The sequence below is a fragment of the Mycobacterium sp. EPa45 genome (assembly GCF_001021385.1).
Classification (GTDB): Bacteria; Actinomycetota; Actinomycetes; order Mycobacteriales; family Mycobacteriaceae; genus Mycobacterium.
Genome location: NZ_CP011773.1, coordinates 4,466,466 through 4,482,633 on the forward strand (window position 1 = coordinate 4,466,466; position 16,168 = coordinate 4,482,633).

General features: G+C 66.6%; 15 protein-coding genes. 4 read left to right on the forward strand and 11 right to left on the reverse strand.

Going from position 1 to position 16,168, the window contains the following annotated elements:
- Window positions 1–15: 15 nt before the first annotated feature.
- Genes AB431_RS21285 through AB431_RS21295 form a run of 3 tightly spaced genes read left to right on the forward strand, consistent with a single transcriptional unit; the run spans window position 16 to window position 3,310 of the window.
- Complete coding sequence (locus AB431_RS21285; protein WP_047331599.1) at window positions 16–870, forward strand: universal stress protein; 855 nt, start codon at window positions 16–18, stop codon at window positions 868–870.
- Window positions 871–903: 33 nt separating this feature from the next.
- Window positions 904–1,551, forward strand: coding sequence for a response regulator transcription factor (locus tag AB431_RS21290; RefSeq protein ID WP_047331600.1), 648 nt, complete (start codon window positions 904–906; stop codon window positions 1,549–1,551).
- A gap of 34 nt (window positions 1,552–1,585) precedes the next feature.
- A complete protein-coding gene (locus AB431_RS21295) occupies window positions 1,586–3,310 on the forward strand; it encodes a GAF domain-containing sensor histidine kinase (RefSeq protein ID WP_047331601.1) in 1,725 nt (574 codons plus the stop codon).
- Between the two features lie 7 nt (window positions 3,311–3,317).
- Here the strand turns inward: AB431_RS21295 and AB431_RS21300 are convergent, their stop codons facing one another.
- Complete coding sequence (locus tag AB431_RS21300; RefSeq protein WP_047331602.1) at window positions 3,318–4,205, reverse strand: universal stress protein; 888 nt, start codon at window positions 4,203–4,205, stop codon at window positions 3,318–3,320.
- A 158-nt stretch (window positions 4,206–4,363) separates the two neighbouring features.
- Between AB431_RS21300 and otsB the strand changes: the two genes are divergently transcribed.
- A complete protein-coding gene (gene otsB / locus AB431_RS21305) occupies window positions 4,364–8,095 on the forward strand; it encodes a trehalose-phosphatase (RefSeq protein WP_047331603.1) in 3,732 nt (1,243 codons plus the stop codon).
- On the opposite strand, the gene AB431_RS21310 is transcribed toward otsB, so the two are convergent.
- The 10 genes from AB431_RS21310 to AB431_RS21355 all read right to left on the reverse strand — a co-directional run bounded on the left by AB431_RS21310 (window position 8,064) and on the right by AB431_RS21355 (window position 16,156).
- Window positions 8,064–9,098: an NAD(P)H nitroreductase gene (locus tag AB431_RS21310; protein ID WP_047331604.1), complete on the reverse strand. Its 1,035-nt coding sequence runs from the start codon at window positions 9,096–9,098 to the stop codon at window positions 8,064–8,066. The two genes, otsB and AB431_RS21310, sit on opposite strands and share 32 nt — an antisense overlap.
- 82 nt (window positions 9,099–9,180) lie before the next feature.
- Window positions 9,181–9,918, reverse strand: coding sequence for an SDR family NAD(P)-dependent oxidoreductase (locus tag AB431_RS21315; RefSeq protein ID WP_047331605.1), 738 nt, complete (start codon window positions 9,916–9,918; stop codon window positions 9,181–9,183).
- Window positions 9,915–10,373, reverse strand: a complete 459-nt coding sequence (locus AB431_RS21320) for a nuclear transport factor 2 family protein (protein WP_047331606.1) — start codon at window positions 10,371–10,373, stop codon at window positions 9,915–9,917. The genes AB431_RS21315 and AB431_RS21320 overlap by 4 nt, the downstream gene beginning before the upstream one ends.
- Before the next feature lie 3 nt (window positions 10,374–10,376).
- The gene (locus AB431_RS21325; protein ID WP_047331607.1) at window positions 10,377–10,580 is read right to left on the reverse strand and encodes a bacterioferritin-associated ferredoxin; all 204 of its coding nucleotides are present in this window, start codon (window positions 10,578–10,580) and stop codon (window positions 10,377–10,379) included.
- A 10-nt stretch (window positions 10,581–10,590) separates the two neighbouring features.
- Window positions 10,591–11,184 (reverse strand): hypothetical protein, encoded by a 594-nt coding sequence (locus AB431_RS21330; RefSeq protein WP_047333669.1) that lies wholly within the window; start codon window positions 11,182–11,184, stop codon window positions 10,591–10,593.
- Between the two features lie 55 nt (window positions 11,185–11,239).
- Complete coding sequence (locus AB431_RS21335) at window positions 11,240–11,542, reverse strand: hypothetical protein (protein ID WP_047331608.1); 303 nt, start codon at window positions 11,540–11,542, stop codon at window positions 11,240–11,242.
- Window positions 11,543–11,558: 16 nt separating this feature from the next.
- The gene (locus AB431_RS21340) at window positions 11,559–13,052 is read right to left on the reverse strand and encodes a class I adenylate-forming enzyme family protein (protein WP_047331609.1); all 1,494 of its coding nucleotides are present in this window, start codon (window positions 13,050–13,052) and stop codon (window positions 11,559–11,561) included.
- A 25-nt stretch (window positions 13,053–13,077) separates the two neighbouring features.
- On the reverse strand, window positions 13,078–13,752 hold the full coding sequence (locus tag AB431_RS21345) for a hypothetical protein (RefSeq protein WP_047331610.1): 675 nt from the start codon (window positions 13,750–13,752) through the stop codon (window positions 13,078–13,080).
- Window positions 13,749–14,444 carry a hypothetical protein gene (locus AB431_RS21350; protein ID WP_047331611.1) on the reverse strand — a complete coding sequence of 232 codons (696 nt, stop codon included), beginning with the start codon at window positions 14,442–14,444 and terminating at the stop codon, window positions 13,749–13,751. Before AB431_RS21350 ends, AB431_RS21345 begins: the two co-directional genes overlap by 4 nt.
- A 254-nt stretch (window positions 14,445–14,698) precedes the next feature.
- Window positions 14,699–16,156, reverse strand: coding sequence for a FadD3 family acyl-CoA ligase (locus tag AB431_RS21355; protein ID WP_082135762.1), 1,458 nt, complete (start codon window positions 16,154–16,156; stop codon window positions 14,699–14,701).
- Window positions 16,157–16,168 lie beyond the last annotated feature (12 nt).

The following is a 16,168-nucleotide window of genomic DNA, read 5'->3' on the forward strand; positions in this document are numbered from 1 at the left end:
CCCGGGGAGCCACAGATGCCCGAACCGTACACATCGCCGTCGATCGTCGTCGGCGTCGACGGGTCCCGCGGCGCTGTGCATGCCGCCCTGTGGGCCATCGACGAAGCCGTCAGCCGCGACATCCCGCTGCGGCTGCTCCACGCCGTCGAAAGTTCCGGGGATGCGGACAAGCAGTCGCGCGAGCGGGCCGCCGCGGAACTGGCGGTTCGATACGCCGCCGACGCCGTCGAGGCCGCCGAGCGGCCGGTCAAGGTCGAGGTGGAAATCGTTCCGGGCCGACCGATCGCCAGCTTGGTGGAGGCTTCTCGGTGGGCGGCAATGATTTGCGTCGGAGAGGTCGGCCTCAAACACTTCGACTCCGACCGCATCGGTTCGACGGCGACAGCGCTCGTCACCGGGGCGTATTGCCCCGTCGCACTCGTGCGCGGTGCCGACCGGACCCCATCCGCGCCACGCTGGATCGTCGTCGAACTCGACGAGTCGCCCGACAGCGCCGCGGTGTTGCAGGTCGGTGTCGAGGAAGCGCGGTTACGAGGGGCGCCACTTCGGGTCCTGGGGTCATGGCAGTCGCGGTACACCGACGTACACGACTCACACGCGGTGTCCGACGGGAACCGGATGATTCGCGCCCAGCTCGACCGCCGGTTGTCGCACTGGCGGAGCCGTTACCCCGACCTCGACGCGCGCCCGGTCGCCATCCACGGCAGCGTCTTGAACTATCTCGCCAAACACAGCGACTCGATTCAGCTGGTCGTCGTGGGGGCCCGCAACCCGCGAAGTATCGAAGAACTGCTGGGTCCGACCGGTTCGGCGGCCCTGCACAACACCGATTGTTCGGTATTGGTGGTCGATCGTCAGCGCTTGTTGTGACACTCAGCGGCGCGGTACCGATATCGTTGCACCATGGTCAAGGTCTTCCTCGTCGATGACCACGAAGTCGTTCGCCGTGGACTGATCGATCTGCTTTCCGCAGATCCGGACCTCGAAGTCATCGGTGAGGCCGGCTCGGTGTCACAAGCGTTGGCTCAGATACCCGCATTGCAGCCCGACGTGGCGGTGCTCGACGTCCGCCTCCCCGACGGGAACGGCATCGAGCTGTGCCGCGACCTGCTCTCGAAGATGCCCAACCTGCGGTGCCTGATGCTGACGTCGTTCACTTCCGACGAGGCCATGCTCGACGCCATCCTCGCCGGCGCCAGTGGCTACGTCGTCAAGGACATCAAGGGTATGGAGCTGGCCGACGCGATCAAGGACGTGGGCGCCGGCCGGTCGCTACTGGACAACCGCGCGGCCGCGGCGCTGATGGCCAAGCTTCGCGGTGCCGCCGAGCACTCCGACCCGCTGTCGGGATTGACAGAACAGGAGCGGGTGCTGCTCGGTCTACTCGGCGAAGGCTTGACGAACAAGCAAATCGCCGCACGCATGTTCCTCGCCGAGAAGACGGTGAAAAACTACGTATCGCGATTACTGGCAAAACTCGGGATGGAGCGACGCACTCAGGCCGCTGTCTTCATCTCGAAGCTCGACCACAATCAACGCGCCCAAGACTGAGCCGGTCACTACTTCGTAATGGCACGATGAACCTGTGACCGACACAGGCGGACCGCACGGGATCCCCAGGGCCGGGTCGCCGCTGCGCGACACGTTGTCACAACTCCGTCTGCGCGAACTGCTCGTCGAAGTCCAGGACCGCGTCGAGCAGATCGTCGAAGGCCGGGATCGGCTCGACGGCCTCGTCGAAGCCATGCTGGTGGTGACCTCCGGACTCGAGCTGGACATCACGCTGAAAACCATCGTGCATACTGCGATCGATCTCGTCGACGCCCGTTACGGGGCATTGGGAGTACGCGGCGAGGGTCACGAGCTGATCGAATTCGTGTACGAGGGCATCGACGCGCACACCCATGAACTGATCGGGCCGCTGCCTTCGGGCCGAGGCGTCCTCGGCCATCTGATCGACGAACCGAAACCCATCCGGCTGGACAACATCACCCAGCATCCGGCGTCGGTGGGTTTCCCGCCGAATCATCCCCCGATGCAAACCTTCCTCGGCGTCCCGGTGCGCATCCGTGACGAGGTCTACGGCAACTTGTACCTCACCGAAAAGGCGGACGGACAACCGTTCAGCGAGGATGACGAAGTTCTGGTCGAAGCCCTGGCCGCGGCTGCCGGCATCGCCATCGACAATGCCCGCCTCTACGAGCAGGCCCGCGCCCGGCAGTCGTGGATCGAGGCCACCCGCGACATCGGCACCGAACTTCTCGGCGGCGCCGACCCGGCTCAAGTGTTCCGGCTCATCGCGGACGAGGCACTCAAGCTGACCGCCGCCGACGTGGTGCTGGTCGCGGTGCCCAGCGACATTCAGCTCCACGTCGACGAAGTCCAAGAGCTCCTGGTGGTCGAGACGGCCGGCAAAGTCGGGCCGCCCGGTTCATTGCCGCCGATCACCGTGGCAGGCAGCGCGGTCGGCGCGGCATTCGCCACGCAGACACCGCAGCGGTTGGACAGCATCGCCCAGGAACTGGCAGCGATGCCCGAGGCGGGCCCGGCGCTGGTGCTGCCCCTGCGGACCACCGACACCGCGGCCGGCGTCGTGGTGATTCTCCGGCGTCCGGGTCGGCAGACCTTCACTCACGAGCAACTCGACATGATGGCCGGATTCACCGACCAGGCCACACTGGCCTGGCAACTCGCCACCACTCAGCGCCATCTGCGTGAACTCGACGTGCTCTCCGACCGCGACCGCATCGCTCGCGACTTGCATGACCACGTCATCCAGCGGCTGTTTGCGATCGGGCTCTCACTGCAGGGCACGATTCCGCGTAGCGCACGACCTGAGGTGCGCCAGCGGCTGGAAAACAGCGTCGACGAATTGCAGGGGGTCATTCAGGAGATTCGCACCGCGATCTTCGACCTGCACGGGGGGTCGGCGGGCACCACGCGGCTGCGCCAGCGCCTCGATGATGCTGTCAGTGCGTACGCCGGTTCGGGGTTGCGCACCACGATTCAGTACGTGGGCCCGCTGTCGGTTGTGGAAGCCGCGCTGGCCGACCACGCCGAGGCCGTGGTTCGCGAAGCCGTCAGCAACGCGGTCCGCCACGCCCGTGCCGAGACGCTCACGATCACGGTGCGGGTTGAGGACGAGTTGGCCATCGAGGTGCTCGACGACGGCTGCGGCATACCGGCTGACATCACGGCCAGCGGGCTGAACAACCTCCGCCGTCGTGCCGAAGAGGTCGGCGGGCTGTTTGCGGTGGGCGACGCGCCCGGCGGTGGCACGCTCCTTCGCTGGAGCGCACCACTGCCGTGAACCCTGCTTAGCCGCTGCGCGCGACGATCACCGGTGACCGGACGCCCTGGACCACCGCGGTGCTGACCGAGCCCAGCAGCATTCCGGCGAAGCCGCCTCGGCCGTGACTGCCGACCACCACCAGTTGCGCCGACTCCGCCTGTTCGATGAGCTGACGCGCGGGCCGATCGGCGACGACCACCCGGCGTATCAGTACATCGGGATAGCGCTCCTGCCAGCCGGCGACCCGCTCGGCGAGGGTTTCCTCGGCCAGGGACCGCAAGGTCGACCAGTCCAGGCCGGGGAATTCGAACACACCGGTGTCGCTCCAAGCGTGCACGGCGACCAGATCGACGCCGCGCAACGAGGCCTCGTCGAACGCGATTTCCAGCGCCCGCTCCGACGCCGGCGAACCGTCCACGCCGACCACGACCGGCGCCTTCGACGGGTGGGCCATCAGCGGATCCTCGTCGTGGATGACGGCCACCGGGCAGTGCGCGTGATGCACCAGGCCGGTACTCACCGAACCCAGAAGACTGCGCGCCAGCGCTCCGTGCCCGCGGGAGCCGACCACAACCAGCCGAGCGTCCTTCGACAAGTCCACCAGGCTCGGCACCGCGGGGCCGGTGACCATCTCGCTGCTGACGTCGACCGGATGGTCTCTGGTGGCCTCGGCGACGGTGTCGCGCGCGCTGGCCAGGATGGCGCGACCCGAATCCTCTTGCCACTCCAGGTAACCCGCCGGCATCGGCGCTTCGGGAAAGGTCAATGCCACCGGTGCACTCAGCACATGCACCAATTTGACCGACATCCCACGCAGCGCCGCGTCGCGCGCGGCCCAGTCCACCGCCACCCGGGACGCCGGTGACCCATCGACGCCCACCAGAATGTCGTATTTGGTTGCGGGAGTTGACATTGCTTCTCCTTACCTAACCGGCGATCAGCACATGCGCTGTCGACGCCGCTACCCATCACGCTAAGCCTGTCCAGGTCGCCGATCATGAGGCGTTGGTCCCCTCCGGCATGGCCACAAGACCCTGATAGTCGCCGAACCTTTGTGACAATGTCGGTGCCATGGCGCGCGAACTCCTGTTCGGCAATACCAATGTCGGTCTGTCGGTCACTATCGATCCGCGCTATCACGACGCCGTGCTGTTCGAACTCGCCGGGGTGATCAGGTCGGTCGAGTCGGCCGCGGTCCTGGTTCGCCGGTTGGACGCGCTAGGCGTGCGCACCGCGGTGTACTCGACGAGCCGCGACGGGGATCGGCAGCTGGCATCGGTCGATCTCGGCGAGCTCTTCGCGACGTGCGTCGACAGCACCGGCACCGACGAACCGGGTAGGCCGGAGGAGGTGGCGTCCGCGGCTCTTCTGACGGCCGCTCGTCACCTCGGTGCGCGGCCCGGGCGTTGCGTCATCCTCGCCGACAGTGAGGAGTGTGTGGGCGCCGGGCGCGCGGCGGGTTTCGGATTGGTGGTCGGCGTAGGCGGGGGCAGGCATGCCGAGGACCAACTCGTGCGGTCCGGGGCCGACGCCGTCGTCGGAGATCTCGCCGACATCATGGTCCGCGCCATCGATCGGCGCATGTCTTCGTTGCCCGACGCGATCGCCTCGTTCAGACAGGTGGCCGGGGTCCTTTCGGCGCGCCGGCCGGCGTTGTTCTTCGACTTCGACGGGACGTTGTCCGACATCGTCGACGATCCTGCGACGGCAACCCTGGTGCCGGGCGCCGCTGACGCGCTGAAGTCGCTGGCCGAGCGATACCCGGTCGCGGTGCTGTCCGGTCGCGACCTCGCCGATGTCCGCTCCCGCATCGACATTCCCGGCCTGTGGTACGCCGGCAGCCACGGGTTCGAGATGATCGCCCCGGACGGTTCGCATCGCGAGAACGACATCGCCTCCGCCGCGGCGCCGGGCTTGCACCGCGCGGCCGAGGAGGTGGCCGCGGAACTGGCCGCAGTTCGCGGAGTGTCCGTGGAACGCAAGCGTTTTGCCGTCGCCATACACTTCCGCAACGCCGCACCGGAGGCTTCTGCCGCGGTGACCGCCGTGGTCCACCGGGCGGGAGCACGCCATGGGCTCAAGGTGACAGCCGGACGCAAAGTGGTCGAATTGCGACCCGACGTGGACTGGGACAAAGGCAAGACGCTGGAGTGGATCACCGATCACATCGAAAGCCCGGAGCCGTTACTGCCCATCTTCATCGGTGATGATCTGACCGATGAAGACGCCTTCGACGCGGTGTTGCACGCCGGTATCGGGATAGTGGTGCGCCATGACGAGGACGGCGACCGCTCGACGGCGGCACGATTCGCCCTCCCGGACCCGACCGGCGTTCGCGTGTTCATCGAGCGATTGATCGACGAATGCGCTCCAGATCCTCAGACCCATTCCGAGTCATGGTCTTTCACGTTCGGAGGCTACATTCCCGAACAGGAGCGACTCCGGGAGGCATTGTGCACGGTCGGCAACGGCTACCGGGCCACCCGCGGCTGTGCACCCGAGGCCGGTGCCGGGCCGTTTCACTATCCGGGGACCTACGCGGCCGGCCTGTACAACCGGCTCACCAATCAGATCGGCGGCATGGCCGTCGACAACGAGAGCCTGGTCAATCTGCCGAACTGGTTGTCGCTGAAGTTCCGGATTGACGGCAATGACTGGTTCGACGTCGATGCCGCCGACATCGTCACCTATCGGCAGACCTTGGATCTGCGGCACGCAGAACTCACTCGCGAGTTTCGGTTTCGTGATTCGGCCGGACGCATCACCAGGGTGGTTCAGCGCCGCATTGCAGCGATGCATCTACCGCATGCCTGCGCTCTGGAAACGACCATTATCGCCGAAAACTGGTCGGGAACAATAGAGTTCGATTCGACCATCGACGGCGACGTTCGTAACGACGGCGTCGAGCGCTACCGGGATTTGGCCAGCGACCACCTGGTGGCGATCACAACCCAGGAACTGGCGCCCAACGCGGCCCTGCTGATGTGCGAGACCGTACAGTCCAGGATCCCGATCGCGGTAGCGGCCCGCACCGCCGTCTGGCGCGGCGCCCAGTCGGCGGAACCCGACGGTATCTTCGTCGACCAGCACCGCCGCGCCGGGCACCGCTATGCGGTGGAAATCGGCGCCGGTGAGTCGGTCACCGTGGAGAAGATGGCGACGATCTTCACCGGACGCGACCACGCCATCTCCGACCCCGGCGACGCCGCCGCACGCCTGCTGAGCCAGCTGGGCCGCTACGGTGATCTTCGCGAGGGACATGTCCGCGAATGGGCCCAGCTATGGGAGAAGTTCGACATCGCCTTCGACGACAACCCCGACGCGTTGCGCGTTGTGCGCCTTCATCTGTTGCAACTGCTGCAGACTGTGCCCAACCGTGCGGTCGACCTCGACGCCGGGGTACCGGCGCGCGGACTGCACGGCGAGGCCTACCGCGGCCACATCTTCTGGGACGAATTGTTCGTCTTCCCCGTGCTGAATCTCCGGGCGCCGGAGACCACCCGATCGCTGCTGCGCTACCGCTACCGGCGTCTGCCGGAAGCCCGCCGCGCCGCCCGGGAGGCCGGATTCGCGGGTGCGATGTTCCCCTGGCAGTCGGGCAGCGATGGTCGTGAAGAGAGCCAGAAGTTGCATCTCAACCCCAACTCCGGCAGATGGAATCCGGATGCCAGCGCCCGCGCCCATCACATCGGCAGTGCCGTCGCCTACAACGTCTGGCAGTACTACCAAGTCACCGGGGACCTGGAGTATCTGATCGAGAACGGCGCCGAAATGCTTGCCGAGATCGCCCGGTTCTGGGTCAGCCGAACCGAATTCGACGAAAAGCTGGGCCGCTATGTGATCCGGGGCGTGATCGGACCGGACGAATTCCATTCCGGCTACCCCGATGCTCCCTATGACGGCGTCGACAACAACGCGTACACCAACGTGATGGCCGTGTGGGTGATTGTCCGCGCGCTCGACGCACTCGACGCCCTGCCCCTGCGCGACCGGTTGGATCTGATCGAGCGCTTGGGGATTCGCGCCCGCGAACTGGATGTCTGGGACGACGTCAGCCGCCGCATGTACGTTCCGTTCCACTCCGCCTCGACTTCCGGGTCTGCGGCCGGGGAGGACGTGATCAGTCAGTTCGAGGGTTACGGCGAGCTGGCGGAACTCGATTGGCACGGCTATCGGCAGCGCTACGGCAACATCCAACGGCTGGACCGGATCCTGGAAGCCGAGAACGACAGCGTCAACCGTTACCGGGCCTCCAAGCAAGCCGACGTGTTGATGCTGTTCTATCTGCTGTCGGCCGACGAGCTACGGGAGTTGTTCGCCAGGTTGGGATATCGGCTGACGCCGGCCCACTTTCCCAGAACCGTCGACTACTACCTGCACCGGACCTCGCACGGATCCACCCTCAGCGGCGTGGTGCACGCCTGGGTGTTGGCCCGCGGCGACCGGGAGCGGGCCATGCGCTACTTCCAGCAGGTGCTGATGTCCGACGTGGCCGACATCCAGGGCGGGACGACCGCCGAAGGTATTCACATCGCGGCGATGGCGGGCAGCATCGATCTGTTGCAACGCTGCTTCACCGGACTCGAAACCCGTGCAGACAGACTGATTCTGGCGCCGATGTGGCCGGAAAGCCTCGGGGCTCTTCGGCTGCCGATCTACTACCGGGGCTATCGCCTGCACCTGACGATTCAGGGCCGCACTGCCGAGGTCAGCGTCGACCCCGCCGATCATCCGCCGATCGACATCGAGTGCCGTGGGACGGTGCAGCGACTCACGCCGGGGTCGTCGCTGCGGTTCTCCTGACTCCGTCATCACCGGCCAGGTCACCATCGGCCATCCACTCGACAACCTCGGACAGCGGTCGCCGGGGAGTGGCGGGCAACGGGTCGGCGTTGACCGCCGCCCAGCCGACCCGCACCATCATCTGCGGATAGCCGGATGTTCCGAATACGTCTTCTTGCACTGCTTTTCGTGTCTCGCTGATCTCGAGTGGCTCGGTGACCGGGCACGTTGCCAACCCCATCGCGGTTGCCGACAACAGCACGAGACTGGTCGCCTCCCCGGCGCGCAGCCGGGCCACATCGTCGTCGAACTCGGTGCCCAACGCGAGCAACATGGCGTTGTCCTCGGTGGCCGGCGTCTGCGACGGCTGGGCCAGCGCGGGGCCGGCGAACACGCGCGCCGGCAGTGTCGCGTGCTGATCCGGTGCCGGTGTGTTGTGCGCAGGCACCCCGGCGAGCGACCCGTACCGGCCGCTCCAGGCGCTGAGCTCACTGAGGTAATCGATATCCCCGGCGTGCTTGGACACCGACTGCGCGACGATGTCCGTCAGATGCGGTAGCAGGTCCAGCCTGCGCAGCATCACCCCGGCACGCGCGGCCCGCGCGCCCATCAGAGCGATGTCACCGTTGGGTACCGGCCACGAGCTGTAGTTGCGCCGGTCGGTGCGGCGCCGGGCGATCGCGGCAGCCAGCGTGATGTCGAGTTCGCTCGCGGCGAGGGGATGCAGATACATCGACGCCAGCAGAGCCGGGTCCGCCGGATCCGGGAACCGCGCGATCTTGGCCTGCCAACCGAGCGCGGCCAGCGCGACCGTGCAGTGGTGCAGCGCCGCACCGCAACTGACCAGCATGTCGCGCCGGTCGGGGTCGGTATTGGGCAGGTGGCGGCTGTAGTCGGCGTACAGATGCAGGCAGCCCGATCCGACCCGCCAGTGCCACGGCTGCGAATTGTGTACCGACGGTGCCCGCATGGCCAGGCTCAATGCGGCCCGGATCGTCTCGGGCTCGGGAAACTGCGCGCTCATACATCCACTGTCGCGCTGCCCGGCGGTATCTGACAGAGACGTAAGTCCCTTGCTGCGAGGACTTGTGCAGCGGATCCGCGGGTCAGGGATGCCTGCTGGTCACTCCACCGTCGACGACCAGGTGCGAGCCGGTGATGAACGACGCCTTCGGCGACATCAGAAACGCCACTGCCGCCGCGACCTCCTCCGGATTTCCCAGCCGGCCCATCGGCGCGGCCGCCTCAAAGCCCTGGCGGACCTCGTCGACGTCGAGCGCGATCTGCAACATCGGGGTGCGGATGAATCCGGGACACACCGCGTTGACCCGGATTCCCTCCGGGCCCAGCTGGGCGGCCATCGACCGGGTCAGTCCGAGCAGGCCGGCCTTGGAGGCGCAATAGGCCGGGATGAACGGATTGGCGGTCAGGCCCTCGATGCTGGAGATCCCGACGATGGCGGGCGCGGCCCCGGCACGAGCGGCCTCCTGCAGATGCGGGAGCAGAAGCTGCGACAGGATCGCCTGAGCGCGCAGGTTGACGTCGAGCACCGCGTCCCACGACTCTTCGGTGAAGGCCCCTACGGGTTCGGGGATGACCCGGCCGGCGGCGTGTACCAGCCCGTCGATTCCACCGAGTGCGGTCGCGGCGGCGTCCACGGCCGCAGTCAGCGCGGCGCCGTCGCAGACGTCGATCACGGCGTGGGGCATGCCGAGTCCGTCGGCCACCTCCGCGACCGCCGGCGCGATGTCCCACAGTGCGACGCGGCGCCCGTCGGCGATCAGTGCCTCGGCAGATGCCCGGCCGATCCCCGACGCGGCCCCGGTGACGACGACACCACTCATGTCTGGGCCTCCTCGGTCAACTCCGCCCGCCTGCGCGGGCTCGGCGGATTGTCGAACCAGAGGTTCTCCTCGCGTAGCTGCCTGCTGCGCCATCCGCTGTCGGTGCGGACCATAACGTGGTGGTAGTAGCCACCGCATGCGCTTGTCTCACTCGCGCCGGGTAGCAGCATCGGGTTGTAGAACATGGCCCGTACCGTTGCGGTGTCGCCGTCGATGTCGGCTTCGATGTTGGTGACGAAGTGCTGGGTCATCGGCATCAGCGTGAGCGACCGCTGCAGCCAGGAGCACACTTCGTCCCGGCCGGCAGCCGGGCCCCCGATCGAGCTGTAGTCGAGGTGGGCGTCGTCGGTGAACAGTGACCGCAGCAGCTCCCAGTCATGGGTGTCGACCGCCCGGGCGTAGCGGTGGAGCACCGAGGCGATCTCGAGTTCGTCGCCGATGCGCTGCAGGTCCATACCTCACCCCTTGTGTAGAAATCCCTTGTGCCGCTTGGATTCAGCTGAACCGGCCGCATCGATGATGGCACGGACCGTGCGACGGCAGCGGCCGCATTCTGCACCGGCCCCACACGCCTGGGCGACCTGTTTGGTGGTGGTGGCGCCGGCATCGACCACCTCGGCCACCACCTGGCTGGTGACACCGTTGCAGAGGCAGACGAACATCGACGGGCCCCTAGACGTTCTCGTCGAGCCGCATGATGTGCTGCAATCGGCCGACGAAGACCGGTGGGTACGCCCCGACCCCGGTGTGGCTCATCCACGCAGCCGCTACGTCGGGGTGATTCACCCAAGAGAAGGCATCGGCTTCGTCCTCAAGCTCCTGCAGAATCATCACTTCATGGTCGTCGTCGAAAGCCTGAAAGATGCGCACCGCGCGCACACCCGCGGCCTCAAATCGCGCCAGTCCCTGGTGAACTCGGTCGATCGTCGCAGACACGTCATCGACGGCGGTGATCGCGGCGACGATCACTCCCGGTGGAGTTGTGTCGGAGGGCTCGACAATGGTGACCTTGTCGACCGTCTCGCCGGCGAAGATCGCGGGGATGTCGTCGAGGCCCACGGCGTCGAACCAGTTCAGGAACACCCGCGACCGCAGCACCTCCAGAATGGGTTCCTTGCTGTGCAGCGAGATGGTCACCATGACCCGTCCGTGCTCGCGCGTCGAGGTGTAGACGAGGACGTACTGGGCGCCGAGGTCGGCGAGCGCGGGCTTACTGCGTTGCAGGAGAGGCCATACCCGGCTGGGGTCGGGAACCCGGTAGTCCATGGCCAGCACGAGCGTGCGGGTGTGCACCTCCGCCGCGCCGTCCACGCCGACTCGCCTAGTCGCTGGCCGGCAGCGGTTTGGCGGTTTTCTGCTCCAGCGGGGTGCTTCCCACGCTCAGACTGCCGGCCCCCGCCTTGGTGACGAGAAGTTCGGCGCCGCCGGAGTCAACGTAACGCTTGCCCATCACGGTGCCACCGGAGAAATTCGGATCCAGTTGCGCACCTTCGGTTTTCTCGCCGTCCAGCGGGATCATCGGGACGCCGCCCGCGCGCAGGTCGTCGAGGCTGTCCGACGAGCGCACGACGATCACCTGGGTGTCGCAGACCTGGCTCTGCAGTCGGGTGCCGGTCTTGATCATGGTTGTCCTCCTGGAATCATGTTGCAGTCGGCGACTTGAGCTCGTCGGCCAACTGGCGGCGCAGCACCTTGCCGGTCGGCGTGGTGGGCAGTTCGTGGCGGAACACCACCCGGTCCGGGGTGCGCGAACCACGCAGTTGGGTGCGCACGTGGGCGCGCAGGTCCTCCGGGTCCGGGGTGATATCGGCGACGGGTACGACGACGGCGACCATGATCTGGCCCCACTCGTCGTCCTCGACGCCGACGACGGCGACGTCGCGCACGTGCGGGTGTTCGACGAGGACGTCCTCTACCTCGGCCGGGGCGATGTTCTCCCCGCCGCGGATGATGGTGTCGTCCGATCGTCCCCCGATGAACAGATATCCGTCGGCGTCCAGGTAGGCGACGTCCTTGGTGGGGAACCAGCCTTCGGGGTCGAGCACCGAGCCGATCTCGGCGTAGCGGCCCGACACCTGATCACCGCGGACGTAGAGTTCACCGACCTCTTCGGGACCCAGAACCGTTCCGTCCTCGGCGCGGATCTGTACCTCGATCCCCGGCACCGGCTGCCCGACCGAGCCGAGCCGCTTGCGGGTTGACTCGTCGGCGGCCCGGTGCGCTTCGCGATGGTCGTCGGGTCCGAGAACGGCGATGGTCGAGCTGGTTTCGGTCAGCCCATAGGCGTTGACGAAGCCCACCTCGGGCAGCAGCTCGAGCGCCTTCCGCACCAGCGGCAGCGCGACTTTCGAGCCGCCGTAGGCCAGGGACCGCAGCGACGGCAGCGACGTGGGATTGGTCTCCAGCTCGGTGATGATGCGATCGAGCATGGTCGGCACCACGGTCGCGCTGGTGACGGCTTCGGTGGAAGCCAACCGGATCCATTCGCGTGGATCGAACTTGCGCAGGTACACCATCTTTCGGCCGGCGTACAGATTCGACAACGCCGCGCTGACGCCGGCGATGTGGTACGGCGGCACGCAGATCAACGCAGCGTCGCCAGGCTCAGCCGAGGCGAACTCGACCGTGCCGGTCACGTAGCTGGTGAGGTTGTTGTGAGACAGCTCAACTGCTTTGGGCCGCGACGTGGTGCCGGAGGTGAACAGCACCACCGCCACATCGTCGGGGTCGGGGAATTCGGCGACCGGTTCGGCGGTCGCGGCGGCGGCCAGGAATTCCTGCGACTCGATCCGGGCTATGCCCAAACCGGCGACCACGTCGGCGTATTCGGCGTCGAAGACGATCAGCGGCTCGGGCAGCCGCTCGATCAGTTCGGCAAGAGCCTCCCCCGACAACCGGTAATTCAGCGGCGTGAAGGCCCGTGCAGCACGCGCCGAGGAAAAGATGAGCAGTGGCAACATGACACCGCCGAGGCCGACGTAGACCACGCTGGCGGCTCCGGAGGAGTCGATGACGCCCGCCCCGCCGTCGGCAAGCGTGCTCAGCTCACCAACGGTGAACCGCTGGTCGTCGCTGACCACCCCGACGCGCTCGGCGTCGGAGGCCGCCATCTCCAACAACAGTGCCACGCTCATCGATTGACCCTCCTGCTCTCCTGGCCTAGATCGGGTTGAACTCGGAGATCAACCAATGACCGTCGGTCTTGGTCAGCTTCACCATGACGCTGCTGGTCGCCAGGGCCGGATCGGGCCGGTCCTTACTGGTCGTCACCTGGTTGACGAAGACCAGCACCGTCGCGTTGTCAGGGTGCATCTCCGACAGCGCCGCACGTGCGACGGTCGCCTCGGTCTTGACGCCCTTCTGCTTGGCCGCCGGTGCCACGATCTGGTCGGTGAATTGGCTGTAGTACTTGAGGAATTCACCGGTCAGATGGGACTTGGCGTTGGCCAGGTCCTTGTCGAGGCTGTCCGGCGCGTAGGACAGCAACGCCACCGTGCCGTCCCGCGCGGCGCCGATCGCCTGCTGTTGCGCGGCAGCGTTGGTCAGCTGATCCGGGCGGTACAGCCACCAGTAGACGCCGCCTGCGGCGCCGGCCGATGCCAGCAGCAGCACCACGAGCACGATCGCCGCCCAGTGCCTGCCGGCCCAACCGAGGGGACCGCGCCGCGCACCGGACGCCTGAGTCTCGGCGTCGGTCGTGGCCTCGTCGTCCCCGGTGGCTTCATCGGTCGTGGCCGTGTCGAGTTCCGTTGCGGTGGAATCTTCGTCGGCCACCGCTACATCGGTGTTCTTGTCGTCGCCCTCAACGGGCCCGTTGGGCTTGTCACTGCTCATGGCACGAACTCCACATTCGACATCTTGTATTGGGCTCCATCGCGCGCAACTGTGACGCTCATTCGCCAAGCGCGCGGATCTTGATGTGCCCCACTGGCATTGGTTACCGTCGAAGAGGCTGCCAGCAACACCACTGCGGTGTCGCCGTTCTCCTTCTCCAACGCTGCAGACTTGACCGTGCCGACGGTGACCGCCTTGGACTGCTCAGCGGTCTTGACAAAATCGTCTGCACCTCGGGTGAAATCGTCCTTGAACGTTCCCGTGGACAGGTCGATGACGTGCTGGACGTCGGCCTTCGCCCGGTTGTAGTCGATCGACAACAGCGCTATCACGCCCTGACGCGCCGCCGCGACGAGCTCGGCCTGGTGGTGCTGTTGAGCGGTGGCTTTCTGGTGCGCGACGAGCATCATGCCCGTCACCACCAGCGACCCGATGGCCACGATCACAATCGCGGCGACCGCGACGCTCACCGCACCGATGCGCGCCCACCAGCCGCGGGGCTCGAGTTCGACGTCATCCTCAGCGTCCTCGGCGTCCTCGTCGGTGAGCTCACCGCCCTCGGCATCGGGTTCCACGCCTCGCAGGCGCGCCGCGGTCGCCTTGGCGCGCGCAGCCTCCGCGCGGGCCTCGGCCTCGGCAGCTTCAGCCTCAGCGAGCTCCGCCAACACTTCTGCGTCTACATCAGCCGCCATGGCACTCACACATGTCGTTCGAGGTCGGCACGCGGCGCGCAATAGCGAATATGCGTCGCATGTCGAACTCCTCTCTGGGTCCAAACACCCCGCCAGCGTACGGGCGGGGGCTGAGTCGTCCGTCACATCCACGGCCAACGCGCGACATCCGGTGAGAATGAGATTATCACCAGGCGATAAGTACTCTGGCGGCGCGGGCTGTGAGTAGGCCCCGATTCCCCCATCTTTGTGCGGAAATGATGTTTTCACCAATCTCAGCGCAATTGGTCCTTCATCACCTTGCCCGTCGCATTGAGCGGTAACGCATCAACGAAGACGACCACACGGGGCACCTTGAATCCGGCCATCCGATCCTTGCTCCACCCGATCAGGTCGTCGGCCGTCAGCGCACTGTCGGCCTTGAGGACGACGAACGCCTTACCCACCTGGCCTAGTCGCTCGTCCGGCACACCGATCACCGCCGCCTGTGCGACGGCGGGGTGTTCCATGAGGAATCCCTCGATCTCGGCCGGGTAGGCGTTGAATCCGCCGACAATGAACATGTCCTTCTTGCGCCCCACGATCTTCAGGCGCCCCGCGGAGGTGAAACTGCCCAGATCACCGGTGTGCAGCCAGCCATCAACATCGATCACCTCGGCCGTGCCGGCCGGGTCGTCGAAGTAGCCCTGCATGACGCTGTAGCCGCGCACCAGCACCTCGCCGTCGTCAGCGATGCGCACCTCGACGCCGTCGCATGGCAGGCCCGCCGTGGTGGCGACGTCCTCGAACGAATCCCCCGGGCGCGACAACGTCGCGGTGCCGGCCTCGGTCAGGCCGTAGCCGGTGGCCAGGGTCCGGAAGGGCAGCTCCTCATGCACCCGGCGGACGAGCTCGACGGGGATGTCGGCGGCGCCGGTCACCCCGGCACGCAGCGTGGCGAGCTTGCTCTTGTCCGGCACGGCGAGCAGCGAGTGATACAGCGTCGGCGGCCCGGGCAGCATCGTGATCTTCTCGGCCTCGATCAGCTCGACAACACGGTCGACCTCGAACACCGGGACTGGCAGCATCGTGGCGCCGCGGATGAAGGTGGCGATGCAGCCGGCCTTATAGCCGAAGGTGTGGAAGAACGGATTGACGATCAGGTAGCGGTCACCGCGGCGCAGGTCGGCGAGGTCGCACCATTCGGCGTACATTCGCAGGTTCTGCAGATGGTTCATCATCACGCCTTTGGGGCGTCCGGTGGTGCCCGAGGTATAGATGATGTCGGCGATGTCGGTTCCGCTGATCTCCCGCTGGAACGGCTCGCCGCCGTCGAGGAAGCCGGACTTCAGGTCGATCGCCGGTACGCCCGCGGGGACGGTGAAGTCCTGTCCGAGGAAGCCCTTCTCGATCAGCACGGCCTTGGCGCCGCTGCGGGTGATGATGTCCGCGGCCTCGGCCTGCTTGTAGCGCGTGCTGACCGGGACGACGATGCCGCCGGCGGTGAGCACTCCGAAGGCCGCGATCATCCAGTGGGCGGAGTTGGGCGCCCAGATCGCGACCCGGTCGCCCTTTTCGACCCCCAGCCTGGCGAATGCGCCTGCGGCACAACGCACCCGGTGAGCTACCTCGGTGAAACTGAGACGCAGCGGACCGTCGACGACTGCTTCAGAGTCGCCGAATCGGTCCGCCGCGCTCAAGACCATCTCGGGGATGGTCTGCCACTCAGGCTCGATTGGCCGGCTCCTCCCCATCGCGCTTCGCGC

Bases quoted from the DNA above. Each gene is read 5' to 3' on its own strand.
- AB431_RS21285 (WP_047331599.1), top strand. From the start codon at position 16: ATGCCCGAACCGTACACATCGCCGTCGATCGTCGTCGGCGTCGACGGG.
- AB431_RS21290 (WP_047331600.1), top strand. From the start codon at position 904: ATGGTCAAGGTCTTCCTCGTCGATGACCACGAAGTCGTTCGCCGTGGA.
- AB431_RS21300 (WP_047331602.1), bottom strand. From the start codon at position 4,205: ATGTCAACTCCCGCAACCAAATACGACATTCTGGTGGGCGTCGATGGG.
- otsB (WP_047331603.1), top strand. From the start codon at position 4,364: ATGGCGCGCGAACTCCTGTTCGGCAATACCAATGTCGGTCTGTCGGTC.
- AB431_RS21310 (WP_047331604.1), bottom strand. From the start codon at position 9,098: ATGAGCGCGCAGTTTCCCGAGCCCGAGACGATCCGGGCCGCATTGAGC.
- AB431_RS21315 (WP_047331605.1), bottom strand. From the start codon at position 9,918: ATGAGTGGTGTCGTCGTCACCGGGGCCGCGTCGGGGATCGGCCGGGCA.
- AB431_RS21320 (WP_047331606.1), bottom strand. From the start codon at position 10,373: ATGGACCTGCAGCGCATCGGCGACGAACTCGAGATCGCCTCGGTGCTC.
- AB431_RS21325 (WP_047331607.1), bottom strand. From the start codon at position 10,580: ATGTTCGTCTGCCTCTGCAACGGTGTCACCAGCCAGGTGGTGGCCGAG.
- AB431_RS21330 (WP_047333669.1), bottom strand. From the start codon at position 11,184: ATGGACTACCGGGTTCCCGACCCCAGCCGGGTATGGCCTCTCCTGCAA.
- AB431_RS21335 (WP_047331608.1), bottom strand. From the start codon at position 11,542: ATGATCAAGACCGGCACCCGACTGCAGAGCCAGGTCTGCGACACCCAG.
- AB431_RS21340 (WP_047331609.1), bottom strand. From the start codon at position 13,052: ATGAGCGTGGCACTGTTGTTGGAGATGGCGGCCTCCGACGCCGAGCGC.
- AB431_RS21345 (WP_047331610.1), bottom strand. From the start codon at position 13,752: ATGAGCAGTGACAAGCCCAACGGGCCCGTTGAGGGCGACGACAAGAAC.
- AB431_RS21350 (WP_047331611.1), bottom strand. From the start codon at position 14,444: ATGGCGGCTGATGTAGACGCAGAAGTGTTGGCGGAGCTCGCTGAGGCT.
- AB431_RS21355 (WP_082135762.1), bottom strand. From the start codon at position 16,156: ATGGGGAGGAGCCGGCCAATCGAGCCTGAGTGGCAGACCATCCCCGAG.